Source organism: Streptacidiphilus sp. MAP12-16 (assembly GCF_041262165.1).
GTDB lineage: Bacteria > Actinomycetota > Actinomycetes > Streptomycetales > Streptomycetaceae > Streptacidiphilus.
In genome coordinates, this window is record NZ_JBGCBY010000005.1 from 18,812 (window position 1) to 42,032 (window position 23,221).

The window sequence follows — 23,221 nt, forward strand, 5'->3', positions numbered from 1 at the left end:
CCGGTGCATGGGCCTTGGCACGGGTGGGGTCAGCGCGGTTCCAGGCGCAGGGTGGAGGCGCGGGCCTGGTCGGTCAGGACGTGGTCGACGATGCTCGTGTAGCGCCCGTACTTGGTCCGGTAGGCGGCGTCGACGGCGGCGTGCTCTTCCGGGGCGGCCTCGCGGAAGGCGACGTCCCGCTCCAGGCCGCCGGCCTGGATGCGGCCCTGGCGGCGGGACTGCGCGCCGCGGTACCAGGGCCCGCTGGTGCCCTTGACCGAGCGCACGTACAGGTGATCGCCAGCGCGGACCACCCACATCGTCACCGCGTCCCGCAGCGTGCCGTCGGCGCGCTCCGAGCTCAGGTCCAGCTCCTCGGTCGAGCCGACCTGCGCCAGGTCGGTGCCGTCCCATTCCGCCATGATCATTCCCTTCATCCGGTGGAGCGCCATGCCCGGACCACCGTCGCCCGACGCCAGAAGGGGCGCCAGTCGGGCACGGTCCGTCCGGCGTTTGCCGCGCTGATTGCCGTGGTCTATTGCGGGGACCGCTCCACATCTTCGAGACTGCCCGAACGCGCTCGTGCCAGGCAGGCCGAGTTCTGCCAGGGAGCCGCCAGCGGGGGTATGACAGGGCCCCCCTGTGCGGGCGTGTCGCAGGGGCGGCGGGGTGAGACTGGGTGGATGGCACCCGAGCAGCACAGCAGCGGCGAGGAACTGGGACGCTTCCTGCGGGCCCGGCGTACTCAGACCAGTCCCCAGTCCGCCGGCCTGACCCCCGGCCCCGGCGTACGGCGCACCCCTGGGCTGCGACGCGAGGAACTGGCCACGCTCGCCGGGGTCAGCATCGACTACTACACCCGCCTGGAACGCGGCAAGGAGACCCGGCCCAGCCCGGCCGTGGTCGACGCCCTGGCCCGCGCGCTCCAGCTCGACGACGCCGAACACCAGCACCTGCACGACCTGGCCGTGCGCGCCGCCCGCTACGCACCCCAGCCCGCACCGGCGCCCAGCCGCACCGTGCGCCCCCACGTGAAGCTGCTGCTGGAGGCGGTGCGCCCCAATCCCGCCTACGTCGTCAGCCGCAGCATGGACCTCCTGGCCCACAACCCCGGCGGCCTGGCCCTGTACGCCGGGGTTGAGGACTGGCCCGTCACCCAGCGCAACCTCGCGCGCTACCTTTTCCTGCACCCCGCTGCCCACGAGGTCTTCCCCGACTGGGACAACCAGATACGCGGCTGCGTGGCCCGGCTGCGCGCCCTGGCCGGCACCGACCCCGACGCCCCCGACCTCACCCGCCTGGTCGGCGAGCTACTGCTGAAGAGCCCGGACTTCGCCGGGCTGTGGGAACGCTACGAGGTCACCGGCCGTAAGAACACCACCAAGACCTTCCAGCACCCCCAGGTCGGCACCGTCACCCTGGCCTTCCAGGGCATGGCCCTGGAAGGCACCCCTGGCCACCGCCTCGGCGTCTACACCGCCGAACCCGGCACCCCCGACCACGACGCGGTCCTCCTGCTCGACATGACCGCCCCACAAACAGCGGCCCAGCCGGGTTCCCGCACTGGTAGCCACGCTGACTGACCGGACTGCGCAGGCCCCGTATCGAACGCCGGTGGGGTCGCAGCCTGTGATGTCACCCTCGTAGGGATCCGCCAAGGTGTTCGCGCGCGCCCGGTGACCGTCGCTCGGGACGGGGATGGGGCGTCGAGGAGCATGGGGATGCACCTTGGCCGCCATGTCACTCGGACGAGTGAGGTGGCCGCACGCGGAGGCTGTTCTGGACGACGCTGATCCGTAGCGTCGGCGGAGGGATACGTCGTTGTCTCGACAGCCAGTTGAGCCCTACTGGCGGCGGAGGGGACAGTGGTGACACGCCCGGGCAGCGGCACATTCGTCGCCGCCCGCCGCACTCGCGCGGGCATCGAAGTCCCGGACACCTCCTGGCAGGCAGTGGCGCTGGCGGGACGCGACCTGGATCCGAGTGCTGCGGACGGTCCGTCAGGTAGCCTGCCGGACGGGGTGATCGCGATGGCCGGTGGCTACCTGCACGAATCGCTCCAGCCGACCAGGGCGTTGGGCGCGGCCCTGGCCCGCGCGGCGCGCCGCCCGGATGCCTGGGACCGCGCCCCGACAGCGGGCCTGGCGCCGCTGCGTGCGATCTTCGCCCGACAGGTCGGTGGCGCGGTGAGTCCGGACGACGTGCTGGTCACCGGCGGTGCGCAGGGCGCCCTGTCGATGGTGTTCCGCGCGATCGCCGCACCGGGCAGCCCAATCCTGGTCGAGTCGCCGACCTACCCCGGCGCCCTGGCCGCCGCCCGGGCGGCGGGGCTGCGCCCGGTGCCCGTCCCGATGGACGACGACGGCATCCGTCCCGACCTGCTGGCCGACTTCGACTGCACCCATTCCATGCATGTTTCTGACAGGCCGGGCGGGAGCCCCTGCGGCATGTGGAGCATGAGCCACTGCTTGGGCACCGGGAGGTCGTGAGCGAGTGGCAGAACCGGCCCGTCTACCCCGGTGCTGTTCGTCGACGCCATCCAGGTCAAGATCCATGACGGGCAGGTCGCCAACCGGGCGATCTACGTGGTGCTGGGCGCCACCGTGGACGGCACCCGCGACATCCTGGGCTTGTGGGCCGGCCAGCGGCGTGGCGGGGCGGCTCAGGGCCGCCCCGCCACCTGCGGGTTGGGTCAGGACGGGTCGGCGTAGAGCACGCCGCGTCCGTTGGTGCCGAGGTAGACCCGGCCGTAGACGTCGGGGTCACCGGTGATGACGCCGCCGAGGCCGCCGAACTGGTGCTGGTCGTCGTTGATCCGGGTCCAGGTCGCGCCGGCGTCGATCGAGCGGAAGACCCCGGTAACGCCGCTGACTGTTCCGGTGAGGTAGAGGGCCTGGTAGCTCGTGCCGGGGGCTGCCTTGCCGAAGCCGATTCCGATGGCCGACTGCACGGCGTCGGCGGCCGTCTTGGCGAAGCTGGTGCCGCCGTTGGCGGAGTGCAGCAGTCCGCTGCCGGTGGCGATCCACAGCTCCCCGGCGATGCCCGGAACGGCCTTGAGTTGGCCGCCGCCGAGCCCGGTGGTGCGGGCGGTGAAGCTCCTGCCGCCGTCAGTGCTGGCGTAGAGGGTGCCGTTGCTGAGGGAGTAGAAGACTCCGGCGGTCGAGCGGTCCGCCGCCACCAGCACGTCGGTGGGTAGCCCGGCCACGGCGCTCCAGGTCGCGCCCTTGTCGGTGGAGCGGTACGGGCTCTGGCCTGCCGGGGCCCATACGACGGTGGCGCCGTCCGCAGACACGGCAACCGTGCCGCCTGCGGCGCCAGGGACCGGGACACCGGTGAAGGGGGACCAGGTGCTGCCACCGTCAGTGGAGTACGCGCCGTGCTGCGCGCCGCCGGTGCCGACGCGGACGATGAAGGCGGGCGAGGACTGGGCGAAGTCGATGCCGGTGGTGTTGTTGAACAGCGGTCCGGACAGGGCGCTGCTGGGTTCCTTGGTTACGTCGACGTGGCGGAACCCGCTGACATCGCCGAGTGCGCTGATGATCGAGGCGCCACCAGGCGGGGCGATCAGGCCCAGTACTGCGGTCTCCTCCAGCCCGTGGGCTCCCACTGTCCAGTGGGTGCTGCCGCCGCTGTCGGAAGCGGTCACGTCAGCGCTGGTCCAGATGCCCGAGCCGGTGCCGTACAGGACGTGCCCGGAGGCGAAGGGGTCGATCGCAAGCGCGCCCATCCAGTGGCCGATCCTGGTGCCCTCGTACGGGGCGGCCGAGTCGTCGCGAACCGAGGTGGCACCCAGCGCTGTCCAGGAGGAGCCGCCGTCGGTGCTGCGGTAGATCTCGTCGGACGGCCACCAGCGATCGAGGGTGGTGACCATGACGGTGGACGGATGCTGGGCGTCCACTGCGAGTCCCGCGAAGCCGTAGTTGCCGCTGGACGGCGAGATATCCTTCCAACGTCCGCTATTCGGCGTGTACTTCCATACCGATCCGGCCGTCACCCCGTTCGGCCCGACGGCGTTGCCGTAGGTCAGATACAGGGAGCCGTCGCCGGAGAGAACACCGTGCTGCGGCAGCTGGCCGCTGGGCTGGCCGGGCACCGCCTGCCAACTGCTGCCCCCGTCGGTGCTGCGGTACAGCGAGGTTCCGCTGTCCGCGACCCCGACGTAGATGGTCCCGCTGTGGGCCGCGTCGAAGGTGACGAAGGACAGGCCGACTCCGCTGCTCGCGCCGCCGTTGACCGGAAAGCTGCCGACCTGACTCCACGTCACACCGTAGTCCGTGCTGCGCCACAGGCCGTTCTTGCGCGTACCGAGGTAGAGCGTGCCGTGGTTGTTCGGGTCGATCGCCAGGCGCTCGCCCATCGAGCGGCCGTCCTCGTTCGAGCCCAACTTGAAGGGCAGGTCGGTTCGCTGGAAGGTCCTGCCCGCGTCAGTGGAGCGCAGGATCGCGGCGTTGCCCGCCCAACTGCTGGTGTACGTCCCGACTGCCAGGTACAGGCGGTCGGGGTCGACGGGATCGGTGGCCAGGCTCTCTATGCCCAGCAGGTTCGCATCCTTGCTGCTTACCCAGTCGGTGAGCGGGATCCACCTCTTGTTGGTTGCGTCCCAGTGGTAGGCGCCGCCCATGTCGGTGCGCGCGTACAGCAGGTCCTTGCGGCTGGGGTTGAACACCAGCCCGTCCACGAATCCGCCGCCGTTGATCTCGGCATTGCGCCAGGTGTACGGGCCCGAGGAGGCCGCGGGCGAAGCCGAGGACGAGGGCGAAGACGGCGCGGTGGGTGCCGCACCGGTACCGGACACCTTCACCAGTGTCCACTGCTGGTTGGCGCCTCCGTTGGAGGGCCACTGCTCGACGGTGGCGCCGTTGGCGCCGGAATGGCGTTTGACGTCAAGCAGTTCGCCGCTGTTGCGCGAGGTGAGGGTGATCGTGCCGCCGGCCGTGTCCCCGATCTTCCACTGTTGGCTGGCGGAACCGCTGACGCTCGACTGCTGGACCGTGGCGCCCTTGGTGGTCGCCGCGCCTGTGACGTCCAGCGCCTTGCCGCTGTTGCGGTTGACCAGTTCGTAGAAGCCGTCGCTGGTGGGTTTCACTTGCCACTGCTGGTTGGCGGTGTCCTGATCGGTCCACTGGTCGACCAAGGCGCCGTCAGCGGTCGAGAAGCCTGCCACGTCCAGCGCCTTGCCGCTGTGCACGGATATCAGCCGGTAGTACGCGGTGGCATCGACCGTTGCTGCCTCGGATCGTGGCTGCGACAACAGCAGGTAGGGCCCAACGATGGCGGGTACTCCCAGCAGTAGGACGGTCGCGCTCCACCGCCGCCGGTGACGACCGCGAGCCGGCGGGGGCTGGTGGCCTGCACGGTGGGAGGGGCGCAGGCCCCTGATGTCGCTCATAGGACGCGATCTCCTTGACTGCGGCGTGGTGAGCCGCGTGAACTTGGCAGACTCAGGAACAGATCGCTGGGTCTGCCCGTAAGTGGTCGCGGTGCGGGAAAAGGTTGCCGCGCCTGTGGAATTTTTTCCTCACGTCCAACCGCGCCCGGCGGGCTCGAGGCCGAGCAACAGTCAAAAGTTGTGGATGAGTTGACCTGGTGCTCAACGCGACCTCTCTGCATGGTTGATGCCGCGTTTGCCCTTGCGCCGCCTGCAGCCCCGGCGACCATGCATGGCAGACGTCCTGCTGTCGAGCGCTCGGGTGCGAGAGCCGCTGGTAGTAGTCGAGCATCCCGGCCGGCGGGGTTGTCTGGTCGGCCCAGCCGTCCCAGATGATGAGCTTGCCGCCGGCGCGCCGGAACGAACTCAGGTCCAGGCTCATGGCGTTGCCGTCGACGCCGGCCGGTGTCAGTTGGTGGAGAGCCTTGGCGGTGAACTGGAAGGTGTCGACGGAGGATCCGGGGGTGCCGATCGGGTAGGCGGCATTGCTGAGGAAGCTGTCCGGGAAAGGGCGCAGGGACTGCCCGTTGACGGGGACGGACGTGCCGGCCCAGGCCAACTCCGATCTCATCGAGAGGGTCGGCTCATGCAGTCCAGTGGCGTGGCCTGATCAGCACCGTTGGGGGCGGGCGTACGTGCGTCTCGCGCCTCGCGGGCCTCCGGACTTCCGGCGCGTGCCGCCCTGTCGGCCGCGGCGAGTCGTCCCACATAGTCCGCGAGCGTCAGGCCCGCCTCGATGTGTTCAGTGCGTCGCGTAGAAGTTCCCGAACACCTCGACCTGGGTTGTCCGGGCGGTCGCAGTGGCCCAGTACGTGTCCTGGCCCGCGTCCCGACCGCCGGACGCGTGGTTGTACTGGCCCGCGAACTCGTACGTGCCCGGCGTCAGAGTGGCGCCCGGCTTGAGGGTGAACTCGTAGACGAGCGCGTCGCTGTCGCGGGTCACGGTGGTGACCAGATCAGCGGCGGGGACCGTGGACCAGGCCCCGGTGTTCGCCAGAGCCGGGGTGAGCGCCACGCGCAGCCGCACGTCGAGAGCGGTGATGGTCTCGTGGTTCTTCAGCGTGATGTCGCTCTGCGACCAGTTGTCGATGCTGTTGGGGTCGACCGAGCCGTCCGACCACAGGAATCCCTGTTGGACCCGGGTGCTCGCGGTCGGGCTCGCCGTTGATGAAGCGGTCGCGGTCGCGGTCGCGGTAGCCGAAGCGACCGCGGACGCGGGCGATGTGGCGGCGTGGCCGGGCGGCCCCGTCCCCGTCGTGGGCGCCGCGGAGGAGCCGTGGCTGCGGGCCGGCGTGCTGGTCGCCGTGCCGACCTGTGGAGCCGGCCTCGCCGGTGCGCTGGACTCGACCGGTCGCGGATCGGTGTAGTGGCCCACCGCAGCCCACGTCCCGGCAACGCTCAGCCCGAGAACGGCGGCGACCGCCGCCGCGGTCCCTGCCACCCGGAAGCCCGAGCGCCGCGCCGCGACGGGCTTGCCCCGCCTCGGCGCCACCCGGCCCGGCTCCCTGCGACCGCGCTCGATCCGGGCCAGCATCGCCTCACGATCGGGCCGGTGGCTTGCGGCTTCGGCCTTCAGGTCCCCGCGCAGTTCGTCGCGAAGCCCGTCACCGCACACGTCGTGGAGCGCGTCACCGCGGGCGTCATGGTGCGCCATCAGCTCTCCCCTCCGTTCTCGGGCTGCGCGCGCAGCAGCTCGGCCAGCTGCGCCGCACCGCGCGCGGTCTGGCTCTTCACCGTTCCCACCGAGATGCCGAGAGTACGCGCCGTCTCCTGCTCGGAGAGATCGAAGGCGTAACGCAGCACCAAGCAGGCCCGTCGCCGGTACGGGACCAGCCGCAACGCGCTGCGCACGTCAACAACGGCCGGCACGTCCGCGTCCGTGCTGTGTGCCCGGTCGCGCCACAGCGTGCCCCAGCCGCGCTGGCCCAGGCGTTCCCGTCCGAGCTTGCGGATTCGGTTGCGGCACAGGTTGGCGACCACGCCGCGCGCGTAAGCAGACGGGCTGTCCGCGGCGCTGACCCGATCCCAGTGCCGCCAGACCTCGAGCAGCGCGTCGGCGGCAATGTCGTCGGCCGCGTCCGGCTCGCCGGTCAACAGGTAGGCGAGGCGGGACAGTTCGGCGTGCCGCCGTTCGAAGAAGGCGTGGAACTCACCGTCGGTGACGGCATCGCGAGATACGGTCGTGCCGAATGTCACCGTCGCCCCCTCCTGAACTCCCGTACCTTGCCGAGCCCGCCGCCCCGGACCACCTCACCGGATGCAGCGGTGCAGGAGTGCAGGAGTGCATGACCTTACCGGCAAGTACGTCGATGTGGTCGACCGGGCTCAGTCGACGAGACCGCCACCACCACGCCGGTGAGGAGTCGTTCGCGCGGCGTCAAGTACAGACCTTGTACCGGCAGTGCTCTCCTGCCCAGGCCACCGGCACCACGCTCAAGCTCGCCCTGCGCCGATGGAACGGCTGGCGTCGCTATCCACGCGCACGCAGCAGCATTCACCCCGTCGGCCTCCTCGTCGCTCCGGCCAATCGAGCCATGCCCGTCCGCAGTCCCGCCCCACGCAGCGGTCGTCTCCCCGCCGTGGCGCGCACAGGGCTGGCCCATTGCTCGCGAATACGTTCGACACTACATTCGCCGACTGTGCCCGGGGCCCTGGGCGACCTGCCCGCCGTGACGAGGACCAGCTCAGATGAACCCCACCCCGATGATCCGCAATCCGATCCTGCCGGGGTCGCACCCGGATCCCTCACTGCTGCACGTTGGCGAGGACTTCTACCTGGCGACCTCGACCTTCGAGTGGTACCCCGGCGTACGCCTGCACACCTCCCGTGACCTGGTGCACTGGCGGCCACTTGGCGGCGCGCTCGACAGCCGGGCATTGCTGGACCTGGCGGGCTGCCCGGACTCCGGCGGCGTGTGGGCCCCGAACCTGAGCCATGCCGACGGCCTGTTCCACCTCGTGTACTCCAACGTGTCTACGTACGCGGGCGGCTTCACCGACTGCCCCAACTACCTGGTCACCGCACCCTCGATCCGGGGGCCGTGGTCCGATCCGATCCCGCTGCACGCCCGCGGGTTCGACGCGTCCCTCTTCCACGACGGGCCCGACAGCTGGCTGCTCAACATGGTCCACGACTGGCGGCCGGGACACGGCGGCTCGGCCGGGCTGGAGGCCACCCGCTACGACCGGACCGCCCGCTGCCTGGTCGGCGATCCCGTACCGATCGACCTGGGAGCCCAGGCAGGCTGGATCGAGGGTCCCAACCTCTACCGCCGCGATCCCTGGTACTACCTGCTCACCGCCGACGGCGGCACCGGCTACCAGCACCAGGTCATGGTGGCCCGCTCCCGTTCACTGGCGGGGCCGTACGAACGCGACCCGCACGGTCCGCTGCTCACCGCGCGCGACCACCCCGAACTGCCCCTGCAGAAGGCCGGGCACGGCAGTCTCGCGCACACCGGCTCCGGCCAGTGGTACCTGGCCTACCTCGCTGCCCGCCCCGTCAGCACCCACGGACCCTGCGTGCTGGGCCGGGAGACCGCCCTGGCCCCGGTGACATGGACGCACGAGGACTGGCCGAGGACCGAGACCGGACTACCCCAACTGCTCGTCCCTGCACCGGACCTGACCCCTTCAGCATGGACCGCCTCCCAGGCCGAACACGGACCAGACCAGCACGAGCAGGACGAGGACGACTTCGACCGCTGCGAACTCGGCCCGCACTGGTCGACTCTGCGGCGCCCCGCGACACCTGACTGGCTCTCGCTGACCGAACGCCCCTCGCACCTGCGACTGCACGGCGGCCGTTCACCACAGAGCCTGGTCGGCCCCAGCCTGGTAGCCCGCAGGATCACCGCCGCGCGCTGCTCCTTTGAATCCGTGATGGAGTACCGGGCACGCGGCTACCAGCACCTGGCCGGGATAACCGCTTACTACAACACCCGGAACTGGTACTACCTTCACGTCACCACGGCCGACGACGGAAACGCCGAAATCCGCCTGGCCACCTGTGACCAGGGTCGCACCACCGTCGACACCACACACCGGGCAGTCATAGGCGACCTCACACGCCTGCGCCTCGGGCTGGACCTCGATGGACCGGACCTGCGATTCCGCCTCGACACAGGCACCGGCTGGCGGCCGTTCGGAACCCCGCTCGACGCGACTGTGCTCTCCGACGAACATGCCGAAGACTTCGATGGCGATCAGATCCGCTCCCTCGGCTTCACCGGAGCGTTCGTCGGCCTGTGGGTATGGGATCTCAACGGCCACGGCCACTACGCGGACTTCGACCAAGCCACCTACGCCACCACCTTGCCCACCTGTCTTTGAGAGAGGATGTTTCGTCTTTATATGATGCGCTATTAGGTTGTTCCGTCCCTGGTTTGGATGGGACTGCTGATGGTGGACGGGCTGCTGGTACTGACGTTGCTTTGAGGAGACGGTCTCGTCCGGCCTCTCCCCGCAGGGAACGGTGAACTACGGTGAGGGTGATGTTGCGCAGGAACTCCATGAACCCGAAGGGGACTTCGGGGTACTGCGGGGCACCGACTCGGCTGATGGTGCCGCCGTCGCGGACCACGCCAGCCGACTGGACCAGGGCGTCCTTGAGGCCGACGCATTCCAGCACCCGGTCGGTGCCGGTGCCGCCAGTCAGCTCGCGCAAGGCGGCGACGCCGTCCTGGCCGCGCCCGGCCACCACGTCGGTGGCGCCGAACTCGCGCCCGAGGTCGGTGCGCTGGATGTGGCGGCCCATCAGGATGATCCGCTCGGCGCCGAGCAGCTTCGCGGAGATGACCGCGGACAGGCCGACCGCGCCGTCGCCGATGACGGTGACGCTGTCGCCAGCTTGGACTCCGGCGGTGCGGGCGGCGTAGCAGCCGGTGCACAGCACATCGGACAGGGTCAGCAGGTCGGGCAGCAGCTCGGAGTCCTCGCCGACCGGGAGCTTGACCAGGGTGCCGTCGGCGAAGGGGATGCGGGCGGCCTCGCCCTGGCCACCGTCGACGCCGCCGACACCCCACTTTCCGCCGTGGCGGCAGGAGGTGGTCAGGCCCCGGCGGCAGTTCTCGCAGGTGCCGTCCGAGTAGGTGAACGGGACCACGACCTGGGTGTTCTCCTGCGAGGTGGCGTTACTGCAACGGTGAGGCGGGCGTGGGGATGGCGCGGGTGACGACGGACTGCTCCGGGATCAGCAGTCCGTAGACCACCGGTCCGATCTCGTTCTTCCAGCGGTCGCTCTCGTACACGGCCGCGTACTGCGCCTCGCGCTGGGCCTCGTCCTCGAAGCGGCGGATCCAGATGTAGCCGTCCTGGTCCTGCTCGTCGGTGAACGAGGCGACGACGTCGATGCCCTTGGAGGTCTGGAACGGGATGACCACGGCCTCCATATAGCGGACCCATTCGTCGCGCCGTCCGGGCTGGCTCTGGTAGCGGCGGATCTCGTAGAACATGTGGGTGCTCCTTTCCCGTCGGGGATCCCGGTCGGGGATCAGGCCGTGGTGCGGAGGACGAGCTTTCCGCGGGTGCGGCCGTGCTCACCCCGGATGTGGGCGTGGGCGGCCTGCTCCAGTGGGAAGACCTCCTCGACCTCGACCGCGACCTCTCCCGCGTCGATGAGTGCGGCGATGCGCGCGAGCGCCGGGCCGTCCGGCTCCACGAGGAACGGGGTGACCCGGACCTCGCGCGCCGCCGCCGCGTCGGCCAGTTCAGGCGAGACGCCGGCGGGGATGGCGACGAGGAGGCCGCCGGGGTGCAGCACCTCCAGCGAGCGCAGGCTGGTCTTGTCGTGGGCATCACCGACCAGGTCGATGACGACGTCGATGTCCCGGGCAGCGTCCTCGAAGCGGACGGTGCTGTAGTCGATGACCTCGTCGGCCCCGAGCTCCTTGAGCCACGCGTGGCGGGCGCCACTGGCGGTGGCGATGACGTGCGCGCCGAGGTGCTTGGCGAACTGGACCGCGAAGTGCCCGACCCCGCCGGCCGCAGCGTGGACCAGCACGCGCTGCCCGGCACGGATGTCGGCGGTGTCCACCAGTGCCTGCCATGCGGTCAGTGCCGCGAGCGGCACGGCGGCGGCCTGCTCGTGACCGACCGTCGCCGGCTTGCGGGCGAACTGCCGGGCGGGGGCGGTGACGTACTCGGCGTAGCCGCTGGCGGCGCGCGGGAACCAGGGCATCCCGTAGACCTCGTCACCCACCGCCAGCGTGGTCACGCCGAAGCCGACCTCTTCCACCACGCCGGAGACGTCCCAGCCGAGCACGAAGGGCGGCTGACCGAGCACTCCGGCCATGCCGGTACCGCCCCGCGTCTTCCAGTCCACCGGGTTCACCCCGGCGGCGTGCACGCGCACCAGCACCTCCGTCGGCAGCGGCTGCGGCCGGGGCACCTCGTGGACCCGCAGCACCTCCGGCCCCCCGAAACCGTCCTGGACCACTGCGCGCATCGTCTTCGTCTTCTCTGCGGACATGTTTCATCCCTCGAAATCGCATGGTGCGGAAAGCCGTTCGGCGCTCCTGGGCCGTGGCCTCCGCGCTGGCGGGAATGACGCTAGGCCCGCGGGTGTAGTTACCTGCAAGGGGAACTACTTCCCGTTGGGAAGCATCCAGGTGAGGAGCGCATGAATGACGACCAGCTGCCCGACCGGCCAGCACTCGCACCACGACGTCTACGCCGCGCAGTGCCCGTGTCGCGCGCTGCTCGACCTGCTGGCCAACAAATGGTCCGCCCTGGCCGTCGGGGCACTCGAAGAGGGACCCCAGCGGTTCGGCGCACTCCAACGCCGGCTCCAGGGCGTCAGCCCCAAGGTGCTCACCCAGACCTTGCGCCGCCTGGAGGACTTCGGACTCGTCGACCGCACCGTCTACCCGGCCGTTCCGCTGCACGTTGAATACGCCCTCACCGCCCTCGGCAAGAGCGCCGCCGTCCCCCTCAACCAGCTCCGCACTTGGGTCGAGGACAACATCGATCAAACTCGGGCCGAGCCGCGTACATGCCAGCATCGAGACGCCGTGGCTGCTGTTGCCGACACTTTGCAATGAATGGCCAGATCGCACGGGAGGCGTGGTGGTGAAGTCGGCCTGGCACTCTCGGGGCTCCGGCGAATGTGTTGTGTTCGGGCTCCGCGGCGGTGGATTCCTCGGTCGCCGGCGGTCGTTGTGCTGTGTGCGGGCCGGCCGCATACGGTGGCGCTCCCCTGCGGTGTCTGCCTCGCCGTGGTACGGCTCGTTCCCCGCTGCTGCTCGTCGCCACGGCCGTGGTGATCAGGAAGAGCCCGGGCACGGTCGCGGGCTCGATGCGTTGCCCCATCAGGCCTACGCCCGCCTGCGGGACGCGATCATGCGAGGGGACTACGCCCCCGGTGACGCCCTCAAACCGCAGGACCTCGCCAGGGAACAGGGCGTGAGCCTGGCCGTCGTGCGCGAGGCGCTCGTACGGGTGGTCGGCGAGGGCCTCGCCGACCGGCTGCCCAACCGCGGATTCGCCGTCCCTGCCTTCTCCGACCGCCGCTGGCAGGAGATCACCGAGGCCCGCTGGACCATCGAACCGGTCATGCTGCGGATGTCCGTCGAGCGCGGTGACGTCGACTGGGAGGCCCGCGTACGAGCCGCCCACCACCGTCTGACCCGCACCCCGGCGTACGTGCCGGAGGAGGGCGAGTACTACAGCGGCGCATGGTCCCAAGCCCACCGGGTCTTCCATCGCACCCTGCTGGAGGGGTGCGGCAACCCCGTCCTGCTGGAGACCTTCGACCGGATGTGGACCGCGAGCGAACTGGCCCGCCGCTGGTCGGCGCACCGCAATCCCGACCGGGACGGCGTCGGCGAGCACCGCCGGCTGGAGGAGACGGCGCTCGCCCGCGACGCCAACACCGCGGCCGAGGTACTGGCCCAGCACCTCACGCTGACCGCGGCCGAACTGACCGGCGGTACCTGCCACGAACCCGCAAAGGAAGCCTGATGCGCCTCGCCGACCCGGCCGGACGACCGCACCCGATCACCGACACCGGAGCCACGGCATGACGTCATTCGAGGCGAGTGCGGGCCGCCACTGCCACAACGCCGTCAATCCCCTGCACTCATGTGTGTACTTCGCGCCGGAGCTGGGGGACGAACTCGCGGGGCTCGGGCTGGAACGCGGAGCCATGGCCTACTTCGCGGGTCGCGCTGCCCCGCTCGGGGCGGTCGACGCGGGCACCGTCACCGCGACGTTCTACAACTTCAACCACGAGCATGTGCGGCGGTACATCCCCGCCGCATGGGCCGTCACCACGCCGAAGGCGGTGCTCACAGCCCGGCTGCGCGGCGCGGACGGAACGCTGCGGCGGCTGCTCGGGCAGGAGACTCTCGCGTCGAAGGAGATCGCCGAGGCGGCCGGGCTGGCGCTGCGCGCCACCGAAGCGTGCCGCCCAGAGGCGCGGCCGCTGTACGCCGCGAACGCCGGCCTGCCTGTGCCCGAGGAACCCCACCTGGCCCTGTGGCACGCTGCGACGCTGCTGCGCGAGCACCGCGGTGACGGTCACCTCGCCGCCCTGGCGGTCGCCGGCCTGACCGGGATCGAGGCGCTGGTCCTGCACAACGCAACCGGCAAGGCGCCGACGTCAGAGCTGTTCAAGCGAACCCGCGGCTGGTCCGCGGAGCAGTGGGCCGCCGCCCGGGACCGGTTGCGCGAGCGCGGCCTGCTGGACGCGGCGGGCGACCTCACGGAGTCGGGCGCGGCCCTGCGCGATGAAGCCGAGGTGCTCACCGACCGCCTCGACGCCGCCCCGTACAACCACCTCGGCCGCCACCGCGCGCCTCACCGAGCTGGCCGGCGGCGTCACCAGAACCCTCAGGACGGCGGGCGCTTTCCCCGTGGTGCACTTCGGCCGGGGCTGAGGGCCGGGGCACACATCTTGCGTCGGGAGTTTGCAGCTGTCTGTTGTCCGTTTACGCAGTGAACTGGTCACCGGTCTCCGCTGCACTCGCCACCCCGCGATAGAGAGTGCCGAACAGCACGGACATCCACGGCTTGTAGGGTGCGGCCATGTGGAACCGCAGCTTTCTGATCCTCCATGGCGTCGAGAACCGCCGCCCGGCCGAGCACTGGCAGTACGACCTCGCCCAGCGGCTCAGGGAACACCGGGAGCAGGTCTTCTACCCTCAACTGCCCGACCCCGACCGGCCGACACTCGCCGCCTGGATCGAGGCGATCGAGGCCGAGTTGGGAATGATGCGCGGGGAGCGCATCGTCCTGTGCCACAGCCTGGCCTGCGCGGCCTGGCTCCACCTCGCGGCAAACCGCGGTGACATACCCGCTGCCGATCGCGTGCTCTTGGTGAGTCCGCCGGGGCCGGCGATGTTCTCCTGGGAGGTGATAGCCGGGTTCACGCCGGCGTCCCTCGATCTGACCAGGTTGAAGCTCGCCGTGGCAACACCTCGGCTGGTGTGCTCGGACAACGACCCGTACTGCCCGGAGGGCGCCGCCGAGATCTTTGGTCAGCCGCTCGGCTGCGACGTGGATCTGTTGGCGGGCGCCGGGCATGTGGCCGTCCCTGACGGCTACGGCCACTGGGCCTCGGTGCTGGACTGGTGTGTGGATCCCACCACACGCCTGACCGTCAACTAGCCACAAAGGGCGGAGAAAGGGCGGCCGTCGCCGCGGCTTCGACTTCCTGGCGGAAGTGGTGGCTCTCCAGGGACAACCTCTGGATGTCGGCCACGGCCAGCCCGAGATGCTCGGACAGCTCAGTGCAGGAGCGCCGCAGTACGGCGTTGTTCCTGCGCAACTCGTCGTAGCGGTCGCCGCCCGGGGCGTCGCCCCCAGCCGGGCAGCGGGATCAGGCGGCGGTTCGTACTGCCTCGGTCATGTCGGGGAAGTGCCGCCAGAAGGTGGCGTTGGCGAGGCCGAGGCGGCGGCGATCAGGCTCGCCACGCTGCCCGAGGGCGGCCCGACCGGTTCGCTCTTCGAGGACGAGGGCGTCGTCCCCTGGTGGCCCCGAATCCGCCAGTCATTGGCCAACGCCTATGCGCAAGCCGGCCAGTTGAACAGGGCTGTGGAAACCGCGGCCGCCGTGGTCGCGGACAGCCGACAACTGCACGGGGAGGGCCACCATCTGACACTGGGAAGGCGAGCGGACCGCGCCGAGATCCTGAGCAGCGCAGGCCTGGTCGACCAGGCGATCACCGAGTACGAGGCGCTACTGTCCGATCTGCCACCGGACTACGCGGAGAGCCATGTGCGCGTTGGGGCCCGCCGACCTTCGGTCGGCGGGCCCCAACGGTTGACGATGGGTCAGGTCAGGGCACTTTCCGCAGCGGCGGAACGCCGGGGAGGCGGCCGATGACGGGCCTGGCGGCTTCCGGGGTGGCCAGGAGCGCGACGATGGTGATCGACTGCTGGCAGTGCGGGCAGTCGCGTGAGTGGGGAGATCGCCCGAGCAGGTTTGGCCAGGGCCAGCGCAGAGAACCTGCTTCTCTCGCTCCGGTCGGCCCCGCCCGCAGGGCGTCTCAGTACTGCTCGGCCACTTGCTCGGCGATCGAGAACTCGGCGCCGCACTCGCCGCACGTTCCCAAGCCGAACAGGTAGGTGAGGGCGAGCGCGACGGTGTCGACCCCGGTCTCGCTGGCCGCGTCATAGAGTACGCGCGCAGGCCCCGACAGGTCGTCCGGCTCGGCGGCGCGAAGCGGCGAGCCCTCCGGATCGCCGTGCGCCCAGTCGCCAACGGCGGAGAAGTAGCCGGCACCACCGATGGAGACGAACACCCCCATCTCGCATTCGGGACAGAACACTTCGATCGTCTCGTCGGCCAACACCTCAAGGGCCGAGGACCAGACGGGGACAGCGTCAAGTGCCATGACAGTCTGCAGCAGATAGATGTAGAAGACCGGATCCGCCGGTAGGCGGATCCGGGCATGGGCCAGCGTCCGCAGTCGCTTGATCGGAGCGCCGTACTGACCACGGGTCTCGTCATCGGCGTCAGCGGCGATCGCTCCGGCCAGGATCAAGGCATTGTCACCGTGTGTGCCCGCCTCGCTTCCCAGATCGGCAAGCAGAGCGAGGGCAGCGAAGCTCGCCGAGTAGACACTGCCCTGGTGGCACAACCGCGACCACAGGTCTCTCCAGACTTCGTCGTTGCGCTCGGTGCCAAGCCGTTCGAACAGGGCCGGGACGTCCTCGGCGGTGCCATACGCATGCTCCAACTGCGACCAATCCGTCATGCGGGCATCCAACCAAGCCGTCCCTCGCCAGCTCGCAGCAGGGCAGGGCTACCGCCGGCCAGCACCGACGTGGGGAATCATGTGAGCAGGTCTGGCCAACAGCAGAGCAGTGGGTGGGGAAATTCAAGGTTCTGACCGCGATTCCGTGAGTGATCTTGGGCCTGGTGTAATGCCAGGGTGATGTCGAGCGCCGGGAACCGGGGCAGCTCGGCGTGTGGGTGGGGACGGGTGGAGAGATGGCGGTAGTAGATCCTCGGGATGCTCTGATGGGGTCGACGCGGGCGGGCTGGGAGCTGATGCCTCTGGAAGGCGTCGGGCCGCTGTGTTTCGGCGTGAGTATCACTGAGGTCGCCGCAGTACTACCGGGAATGACCGAGCTGCGTCGGTTCCAGGCCGACCCGTCATCTCGGGAGACCCTGGGTGTGGAGTTCGGCTTGGGGCCTGCTGAACCTGCCGTGTACGCCTACTTCGTCGGCAGCCGGCTGTTCTGCGTTGCGGTCGATGCGGTCCACGGACCCCAGGTGACGCTCTGGGGAAGGGAGTTGACCGGCTGCATCCCAGCTGATCTGGAGCGGTTCCTCTCGCATGCTCATGAGTGCGGGGTGATCGACGCGTCCTACGGTCCGCGGGGGAATCCTGGAGCCAACGGGCTCGGTTTGGTCGTGCGGGTACAGGAGGTTTCGTGCGGGCACAGGAGGTTACTGCCGGTGTGGTGACCCGGCCGGTCATGGTGGGCCACGCCTGGGCCGACCGGTGCACCGACGACTGGGAAGGCGCAATCCCGGAAAGCGAGTGGGTTGGCTTTCAGTGGACCTACCCAGGCCATCCACAGCACCTGGGGCAGGTGGCATGGTGGGTGAGGTGCTGTCCGACGGAGCCGAGCAGGGCTTCGGGGAACCCGCCGTGCCCGCGGTTCCCCACAACCAGCAATGCGGCGCCCTGGGCTTCGTCCAGCAACACGCCGGCCGGGTGGCCCTGGACAACTCGGGTACCGATCTCGACGGGATGATCGGGCCCGATGGCTTCATCGATGGTCTCGGTGAGGATCTTGCGGGCGCTGTCTTGCCAGTCGAACGAGGGCTCCCCGGCCGGGGACCAGCCGGTCCAGTTGTGCGGGAAGTCCCAGGCGATCGCCGCCACAAGGGCGTCGCCGGTCAGTTCAGCCTGCCGGACGGCCCACCGTAGGGCAGCTTTCGAGGGTTCGGAACCATCGACGCCGACCACGATCCGTGGGGCGTGTACCGCGGCCGCGTCGCTCATCGCGCACTTCCGTGTCTGCTGGAAACGTCCGTCACGTCAGCCTGCGTGCTTTCCACTGTCTCCGGCAGCGGGTGCGGCTGCCACTGCACCGGTTGACGCTCTCCAGGCAGGTGTACTGCCCCCGATCAGGGAACGCTCTGCGCTCGATCACAGTGGGCGGGCGACCACCTACTAACCCAGCCGGTGCTCTTTCCCACCGAGGGGCTGGACAACCACCCCGGCGTAACCTCCGCCATCGTCGGCCCGCGCACCATGAAAGCGCCTCGTCGGGATCATGTTCCGCAGCGAGTTACGGCGTCGCGGTCGCTACCGCGCGGTCCAGACCGAGCACCCGGCGGCATGGATCGTCAGCATGACGACCGTGCCGCCGGCGAGAACTTCCCGCGTTTGCGAGACTGTGCAGCACAGGGACGGTGCCCATGTCTGCTGGGGACCAGAGCGGTCCTCGTCCCGGTCCGGAAGCACTGTACGCGGCCACGCAGGTTCCGCAGGCAGCGTCGGCCGAGGCGGCGGGTGGCGCCTGGCCAGCTCGATGGGGACCCCAAGAGCTCGCGCTCGGGCCTGCAGGCGGCGGCGGTCGCGTCGTTCGGACATGGCGCCACTGTGCCCCGCCGAACCCTGTCCGCGCCACCGCCGTACTCAACACACCGCACGAACGTCGAAGGACGCAGAGCTCGCCTCCGCAGGTTGAGAGCCGGGCAAAGCACTTGATCTCGACGGCGCGGGGGTCCGGCGGCGTGGCGAATCGTTCCTGCTGCGGGCGGTCGCACGGCTCGCCGATTCACCGGCAGGGACAACCGCGCCGACTGGACAGCACCACTGCGGCCTCTGTGGCCAACCAGCACTGCCGCCCGCGTCGGAATAGTCGGGCACCATGAAATCCCGCCAGACAAGGGCCCGCTCGACGTCGACCTCCTTGGCCCGGTCGACGTCGGCCACCGGCACCACGACGACTTCGAGTTTCATGTCCATGACCCGCGCCTCCTGCGCTCGTCCGAGGACTGCCGACAAGGCGAGACTCGCACGGCCCGGTCGCCGGGGCACGCCAGGGATTCGCATGGGTCGATGTGGGCAAGGGGGAAGCTCACGGGCCCGAGCGGCCCCGCCCGTCAGTCCGGTCCCGCACGCTGTGACGATCGAGGAGGTTGGGCAGGGAGTACCTGGTCACGACAACCACCCGAGTGTCGGACGGAACCTCGACGCAGGGAACTGGAGGACATCCGGGCACGCCAGGCTGCCCGCCCTCGCCCGGGGACGGCTCCAGGGGCGAGTACGCCCCCGAACCCGGCGGGCCAGGGCAACCCGCTCACCGTCCGCTGACCAGAGCCCCAGTCGGCAGTCCCGAACTGCCCCGGCCCGGACTGGGAAGTGATCGTACGTGGGAGCTTCCCGCCGGCCACTGTCAGGCGTTGCGGCAGGCGCCCCTGACCGGTCACGACGATCAGCAGCAGCTGGAAGCCGCTGTCCCCGGCACTCCTGCGGAGGCAATGGAGCAACACGTGCTGCCCTCCTGCTTGGTCAGCGCGTCGGCATCCGCCTTGACCACGTAGACCTCCCAGGGCTCCCGGCCGGGGCCATGGACCCACACTTTGTCCTGCACGGCATAACAGCAGGAGGTCTCGTTCTCCTCCACGGTCGCGAGGCCCTCGGCGACGAGCCTTGACGTCGCCGCAGTCACCTGCTCGGTCGACTCGACCTCGACGCCGAGGTGGTCCAGGCGGGTCTCCTGGCCGGGCTCGCCCTCGATCAGGACGAGCTTGAGCGGAGGCTCCGTGATGGCGAAGTTCGCGTATCCGGGGCGGTGCTTGGCTGGCTCGGCGCCGAAGAGCTTGGAGTAGAACGCGACCGACGCGTCGAGGTCGGCGACGTTGAGGGCGAGCTGGACGCGGGACATGGCGAACCTCCGCAGACGTGAACAGCCTGTTTCGACGGATGTCGATGCAGTTCGAGCTTGCCCTCCTGAATCGACGAATGTCAACATAGACGTATGTCGAAATCAGAGTTGCCGGTCATCGACCAGGACGCGGGAGCCTGCTGCTCGCCGATGGTCCGTGAGCCGCTGGATGAGAGTGCGGCCGTGGACCTGGCCAGGATGTTCAAGGCCCTGTCGGACCCGATCCGGCTGCGGCTGCTGTCGCTGATCGCCTCGCATCAGGGCGGCGAGGCCTGCGTCTGCGATCTGACCGGCCCGTTCGACGTCTCCCAGCCCACCATCTCCCACCACCTGAAGGTGCTGCGCGAGGCCGGCCTGGTCGACAGCGAACGTCGCGGGACCTGGGTCTACTACTGGGTGCTACCCGCCGCCCTGGCCACGCTCTCCTCCCTCCTCCAGGCGCCCGCCGACACCCCCGCAGCGGTCGGCGGCGGCAGATGACCGCCCCCGCCCCGCTCGCGCGCCGAGCCGCAGCCGAAGCCGTCGGGACCGCCGTCCTGGTCGCCGTGGTGATCGGCTCCGGCATCCAGGCCACCAACCTGACCTCCGACGTCGGCCTGCAACTGCTGGCGAACTGCCTGGCGACCGTCTTCGGCCTGGCTGTGCTGATCGCACTGTTCGGCCCGGTCTCCGGCGCCCACTTCAACCCCGCCGTCACCCTGGCCGCCTGGTTGAACGGCCGCCGCGACCAGGGCGGCCCCGACCTGCGCGAGGTCGGCGTCTATGCACTCGCGCAGACGTCGGGTGCGATCGGCGGGGCGGTGCTGGCCAACGCGATGTTCGCCAAGCCCCTGGTCTCCTGGTCGACCCACCACCGCTCAGCGGGACATCTGTGGCTCGCCGAGGCGGTCGCGACCGCCGGTCTGGTGCTGCTGATCTTCGGACTCGGGCGGACTGGACGCGACCGGCTCGCCCCGCTGGCGGTCGCCGCGTGGATCGGTGCCGCCTACTGGTTCACCTCGTCCACCAGCTTTGCGAACCCGGCAGTGACTCTGGGCCGGATGTTCAGCGACACCTTCGCCGGGATCGCCCCCTCCTCCGCCCCGGCATTCATCGCCGCCCAGCTGCTCGGCGCCGCGATCGGCCTGGGCCTGCTGGCGGTGGTCTTCGGCCGCTTTCGGCCCGCCGAGCCCGCTCCGCTCGTAGCCCAGGACGAACGTGAACTCGCCCCGTCCGGCCGCTGACCTGCCCGACCTCCTGCACGAATCGAGTCGCCCCGTGAACCAGTTCCGCCCGTCGGTGCTGTTCGTCTGCGTGCACAACGCGGGCCGGTCCCAGATGGCCTCCGCCTTCCTGACCCACCTCTCCGACGGGCGGGTCGAGGTCCGCTCGGCCGGCTCCGCCCCCGCCGACGCGGTCAACCCCGCCGTCGTCGAGGCGATGAAGGAGGTCGGCATCGACATCTCCGCCGAGATCCCCAAGGTGCTGACCACCGAAGCCGTCCAGGACTCGGATGTGGTCATCACGATGGGCTGCGGCGACGCCTGTCCGATCTTCCCCGGCAAGCGCTATCTCGACTGGAAGCTGGATGACCCCGCCGGCCAGGGAGTCGACGCGGTGCGGCCGATCCGCGACCAGATCCGGGCCCGCATCACCGGCCTGCTCGCCGAACTCGACGTCCATGGGGGCGAATCCGCATGATCGGTGCCGGGATCCGGATCGAGGCGATGACCGCCGACCACGCCGACCAGGTCCTCGCGACCTACCAACTCGGCACCGGCAAAGGCAACGCGACCTTCGAGAGCCAGGCCCCCCAGTTGGGACGTCTTCGACCGCAAGCGCTCGACTGACCACCGCGTCGTCGCGCACGACGGGACCGGCCGGAGGCGAGCGCGAGCTCCACCCATTCGCGCGGGACGAGCCGCTGGTGGTTTCGTGCGGGAGGGTGTCGATGCGTTGCTGGGGCCTGCCTCTGAACCTGTGTTAGCTTGGTTGGCGGACGTACAAAAGTCACGGTCCGGTAGGTAGTCCGGATGGCGGTCATGCGCTCGTACGGTGCCCCTGGGGCACGTCCGGTGCGTCCCTTTTCGTTTCAATGTCGAGAAGGGACACAGCTGTGTCGGATCTGCATGTCATCATCGCCGGGGGCGGCCTGGGCGGCCTTACCCTCGCGCAGGGGCTCCACCGCGCGGGGATCAGCGTCGCGGTGTACGAGAAGGACCCCACCGCGGCCTTCCGGAACCAGGGTTACCGCATCCGCATCAACTCTGACGGCATCACCGCGCTCAAGGCGGTGCTGATGCCGCCGGCGTTCGAGCTGTTCGCGGCCACGGCCGGGAACCCCGGGTCGCGCATGGACGCGTTCGACCACCAGCTGAACCTGCTGCACGCCCAGGAACTCCCGCCCGCCCCGGACCTGCCGGGCGGCGGGCACCTGGCGGTCAATCGCATGACGCTACGTCAGATCCTCTTGTCCGGCCTGGACAAGGCCATGCACCACGGTGCCCGGCTCACCCACTACGACACTGACCGGTCGGGCGCGGTGACCGCGCACTTCGCGGACGGCAGCAGCGCCACGGGTGATGTTCTGATCGGCGCCGACGGGGTCAACTCGGCGGTTCGCAAGCAGTACCTGCCCCAGGCTCGGGTCGTCGACGCCGGACTGCGACTGCTCTACGGCAAGGTCAAGCTCGCGGGCGACGAGGCCCGAGCCCTGGTCCCGCCCGAGTTGCTCGGACTGTGGACCACCGTCATCGGCCCGGGCAAGCGCTTCGTGGGACTCGCCCCTGTGCAGTACCGCGAGTCGATGCACCAGGCGTCGGCGCGGCTGGCTCCCGACATCGAGCTCAGCGACGACAGCGACTACCTTGCGTGCGTCTTCGGTGCCCGCCGCGAGCAGATTCCCTGCACGGATGAGGAGTTGTTCGCGATGACAGGCGCGGAACTGCAGGCGCTCACGCTCTCCCTGGTGGAGGGGTGGCATCCTGGGCTGGTCGGGATCGTGTCCCGTCAGGACCCCGCCTCGATCTTCCCGGTCTCGGTGCGCACCAGCGTGCCCGTCGCGGGGTGGAAGACCACCTCGGTCACCCTGCTGGGCGATGCCATCCACGTCATGAGCCCGGCCATCGGCGTCGGCGCGAACACCGCGCTGCGTGACGCGCGCGTCCTGACCGGCCGCCTCGTCCAGGCCGCCGGTGGTCGGCCGCTCGCGGAGGCCCTGCGCGCGTACGAGGAGGAGATGATCGGCTACGGCTTCGATGCCGTGCGCGAATCGGCCGGTCGCGGACACCGCCTGGTGGGCCAGGACCCACTACCCTCCCCACAGGAGTAGGCGTCGGCTGTCCAGGGCCTGCTTGAACTCCAACGTGCGGACCGGTGGCGGGTCCAGGCCGTGCGTCTGGATCCGCCACCGGGACGACGGGCGCGAGAACATCCCGGATGGACGGTCGCCGTCGCCGCCGCGCGGACCGGCGCGCGGGCAGC

The 23,221-nt window shown here is 70.0% G+C and carries 23 protein-coding genes and 4 pseudogenes; 15 read left to right on the forward strand and 12 right to left on the reverse strand.

Going from position 1 to position 23,221, the window contains the following annotated elements; all coding sequences use genetic code 11:
• Positions 1–29: 29 nt before the first annotated feature.
• The gene (locus ABIA33_RS07460; protein ID WP_370078460.1) at positions 30–431 is read right to left on the reverse strand and encodes a DUF2255 family protein; all 402 of its coding nucleotides are present in this window, start codon (positions 429–431) and stop codon (positions 30–32) included.
• Between the two features lie 231 nt (positions 432–662).
• Here ABIA33_RS07460 and ABIA33_RS07465 point away from each other — a divergent pair, with 231 nt between their 5' ends.
• From ABIA33_RS07465 to ABIA33_RS07475, 3 genes and pseudogenes are all read left to right on the forward strand, one after another.
• Entirely contained in the window at positions 663–1,562 is a 900-nt protein-coding gene (locus ABIA33_RS07465) for a helix-turn-helix transcriptional regulator (protein WP_370078462.1), read from the forward strand.
• A 264-nt stretch (positions 1,563–1,826) separates the two neighbouring features.
• Positions 1,827–2,369, forward strand: a pseudogene (locus tag ABIA33_RS07470) (aminotransferase class I/II-fold pyridoxal phosphate-dependent enzyme); the annotation flags it as partial.
• Between the two features lie 95 nt (positions 2,370–2,464).
• Positions 2,465–2,633, forward strand: a pseudogene (locus ABIA33_RS07475) (transposase); the annotation flags it as partial.
• 38 nt (positions 2,634–2,671) lie between these two features.
• On the opposite strand, the gene ABIA33_RS07480 reads toward ABIA33_RS07475, so the two are convergent.
• The 4 genes from ABIA33_RS07480 to ABIA33_RS07495 all read right to left on the reverse strand — a co-directional run bounded on the left by ABIA33_RS07480 (position 2,672) and on the right by ABIA33_RS07495 (position 7,603).
• Positions 2,672–5,368: an RICIN domain-containing protein gene (locus ABIA33_RS07480; RefSeq protein ID WP_370078464.1), complete on the reverse strand. Its 2,697-nt coding sequence runs from the start codon at positions 5,366–5,368 to the stop codon at positions 2,672–2,674.
• 52 nt (positions 5,369–5,420) lie between these two features.
• Positions 5,421–5,966 carry a tannase/feruloyl esterase family alpha/beta hydrolase gene (locus tag ABIA33_RS07485; protein WP_370078466.1) on the reverse strand — a complete coding sequence of 182 codons (546 nt, stop codon included), beginning with the start codon at positions 5,964–5,966 and terminating at the stop codon, positions 5,421–5,423.
• Between the two features lie 183 nt (positions 5,967–6,149).
• The gene (locus ABIA33_RS07490) at positions 6,150–7,061 is read right to left on the reverse strand and encodes a hypothetical protein (protein WP_370078468.1); all 912 of its coding nucleotides are present in this window, start codon (positions 7,059–7,061) and stop codon (positions 6,150–6,152) included.
• Positions 7,061–7,603, reverse strand: coding sequence for a SigE family RNA polymerase sigma factor (locus ABIA33_RS07495; RefSeq protein WP_370078470.1), 543 nt, complete (start codon positions 7,601–7,603; stop codon positions 7,061–7,063). Before ABIA33_RS07495 ends, ABIA33_RS07490 begins: the two co-directional genes overlap by 1 nt.
• 492 nt (positions 7,604–8,095) lie before the next feature.
• Between ABIA33_RS07495 and ABIA33_RS07500 the strand changes: the two genes are divergently transcribed.
• Positions 8,096–9,739 carry a family 43 glycosylhydrolase gene (locus tag ABIA33_RS07500; RefSeq protein WP_370078472.1) on the forward strand — a complete coding sequence of 548 codons (1,644 nt, stop codon included), beginning with the start codon at positions 8,096–8,098 and terminating at the stop codon, positions 9,737–9,739.
• Positions 9,740–9,890: 151 nt separating this feature from the next.
• Here ABIA33_RS07500 and ABIA33_RS07505 read toward each other — a convergent pair.
• The 3 genes and pseudogenes from ABIA33_RS07505 to ABIA33_RS07515 all read right to left on the reverse strand — a co-directional run.
• Positions 9,891–10,514 (reverse strand): annotated as a pseudogene (locus tag ABIA33_RS07505) (zinc-binding dehydrogenase); the annotation flags it as partial.
• A 25-nt stretch (positions 10,515–10,539) separates the two neighbouring features.
• Entirely contained in the window at positions 10,540–10,860 is a 321-nt protein-coding gene (locus tag ABIA33_RS07510) for an NIPSNAP family protein (protein ID WP_370078474.1), read from the reverse strand.
• 38 nt (positions 10,861–10,898) lie between these two features.
• On the reverse strand, positions 10,899–11,876 hold the full coding sequence (locus ABIA33_RS07515; protein WP_370078476.1) for an NADP-dependent oxidoreductase: 978 nt from the start codon (positions 11,874–11,876) through the stop codon (positions 10,899–10,901).
• A gap of 154 nt (positions 11,877–12,030) precedes the next feature.
• Between ABIA33_RS07515 and ABIA33_RS07520 the strand changes: the two genes are divergently transcribed.
• The 5 genes and pseudogenes from ABIA33_RS07520 (at position 12,031) to ABIA33_RS07540 (ending at position 15,731) form a co-directional block, all read left to right on the forward strand.
• Positions 12,031–12,447: a winged helix-turn-helix transcriptional regulator gene (locus ABIA33_RS07520; RefSeq protein ID WP_370078478.1), complete on the forward strand. Its 417-nt coding sequence runs from the start codon at positions 12,031–12,033 to the stop codon at positions 12,445–12,447.
• Between the two features lie 259 nt (positions 12,448–12,706).
• The gene (locus ABIA33_RS07525) at positions 12,707–13,366 is read left to right on the forward strand and encodes a GntR family transcriptional regulator (RefSeq protein WP_370078480.1); all 660 of its coding nucleotides are present in this window, start codon (positions 12,707–12,709) and stop codon (positions 13,364–13,366) included.
• Positions 13,367–13,424: 58 nt separating this feature from the next.
• A pseudogene (locus tag ABIA33_RS07530) lies at positions 13,425–14,283 on the forward strand (hypothetical protein).
• A 148-nt stretch (positions 14,284–14,431) separates the two neighbouring features.
• Positions 14,432–15,013, forward strand: a complete 582-nt coding sequence (locus tag ABIA33_RS07535) for an RBBP9/YdeN family alpha/beta hydrolase (RefSeq protein WP_370078482.1) — start codon at positions 14,432–14,434, stop codon at positions 15,011–15,013.
• Positions 15,014–15,263: 250 nt separating this feature from the next.
• Positions 15,264–15,731, forward strand: a complete 468-nt coding sequence (locus ABIA33_RS07540) for a hypothetical protein (protein WP_370078484.1) — start codon at positions 15,264–15,266, stop codon at positions 15,729–15,731.
• A 163-nt stretch (positions 15,732–15,894) separates the two neighbouring features.
• On the opposite strand, the gene ABIA33_RS07545 is transcribed toward ABIA33_RS07540, so the two are convergent.
• Positions 15,895–16,617 (reverse strand): hypothetical protein, encoded by a 723-nt coding sequence (locus ABIA33_RS07545; RefSeq protein WP_370078486.1) that lies wholly within the window; start codon positions 16,615–16,617, stop codon positions 15,895–15,897.
• 224 nt (positions 16,618–16,841) lie between these two features.
• Here ABIA33_RS07545 and ABIA33_RS07550 point away from each other — a divergent pair, with 224 nt between their 5' ends.
• The gene (locus ABIA33_RS07550; RefSeq protein WP_370078488.1) at positions 16,842–17,321 is read left to right on the forward strand and encodes a hypothetical protein; all 480 of its coding nucleotides are present in this window, start codon (positions 16,842–16,844) and stop codon (positions 17,319–17,321) included.
• A gap of 97 nt (positions 17,322–17,418) precedes the next feature.
• Here ABIA33_RS07550 and ABIA33_RS07555 read toward each other — a convergent pair whose 3' ends face one another.
• The 3 genes from ABIA33_RS07555 to ABIA33_RS07565 form a co-directional block, all read right to left on the reverse strand.
• The gene (locus ABIA33_RS07555) at positions 17,419–17,865 is read right to left on the reverse strand and encodes a universal stress protein (protein WP_370078490.1); all 447 of its coding nucleotides are present in this window, start codon (positions 17,863–17,865) and stop codon (positions 17,419–17,421) included.
• 639 nt (positions 17,866–18,504) lie between these two features.
• Entirely contained in the window at positions 18,505–18,837 is a 333-nt protein-coding gene (locus ABIA33_RS07560; RefSeq protein WP_370078492.1) for a hypothetical protein, read from the reverse strand.
• Positions 18,838–19,306: 469 nt separating this feature from the next.
• On the reverse strand, positions 19,307–19,759 hold the full coding sequence (locus ABIA33_RS07565) for an ArsI/CadI family heavy metal resistance metalloenzyme (RefSeq protein WP_370078494.1): 453 nt from the start codon (positions 19,757–19,759) through the stop codon (positions 19,307–19,309).
• Positions 19,760–19,852: 93 nt separating this feature from the next.
• On the opposite strand from ABIA33_RS07565, the gene ABIA33_RS07570 reads away from it, so the two are divergent.
• The 5 genes from ABIA33_RS07570 to ABIA33_RS07590 all read left to right on the forward strand — a co-directional run bounded on the left by ABIA33_RS07570 (position 19,853) and on the right by ABIA33_RS07590 (position 23,069).
• Positions 19,853–20,239: an ArsR/SmtB family transcription factor gene (locus tag ABIA33_RS07570; RefSeq protein WP_370078496.1), complete on the forward strand. Its 387-nt coding sequence runs from the start codon at positions 19,853–19,855 to the stop codon at positions 20,237–20,239.
• Positions 20,236–20,982 (forward strand): aquaporin, encoded by a 747-nt coding sequence (locus tag ABIA33_RS07575; RefSeq protein ID WP_370078497.1) that lies wholly within the window; start codon positions 20,236–20,238, stop codon positions 20,980–20,982. The genes ABIA33_RS07570 and ABIA33_RS07575 overlap by 4 nt, the downstream gene beginning before the upstream one ends.
• A 34-nt stretch (positions 20,983–21,016) precedes the next feature.
• A complete protein-coding gene (locus tag ABIA33_RS07580; RefSeq protein WP_370078499.1) occupies positions 21,017–21,439 on the forward strand; it encodes an arsenate reductase ArsC in 423 nt (140 codons plus the stop codon).
• Entirely contained in the window at positions 21,436–21,588 is a 153-nt protein-coding gene (locus ABIA33_RS07585; protein WP_370078501.1) for a hypothetical protein, read from the forward strand. The genes ABIA33_RS07580 and ABIA33_RS07585 overlap by 4 nt, the downstream gene beginning before the upstream one ends.
• Before the next feature lie 266 nt (positions 21,589–21,854).
• Positions 21,855–23,069, forward strand: a complete 1,215-nt coding sequence (locus ABIA33_RS07590; RefSeq protein ID WP_370078503.1) for an FAD-dependent oxidoreductase — start codon at positions 21,855–21,857, stop codon at positions 23,067–23,069.
• The last annotated feature ends 152 nt before the right edge of the window (positions 23,070–23,221 follow it).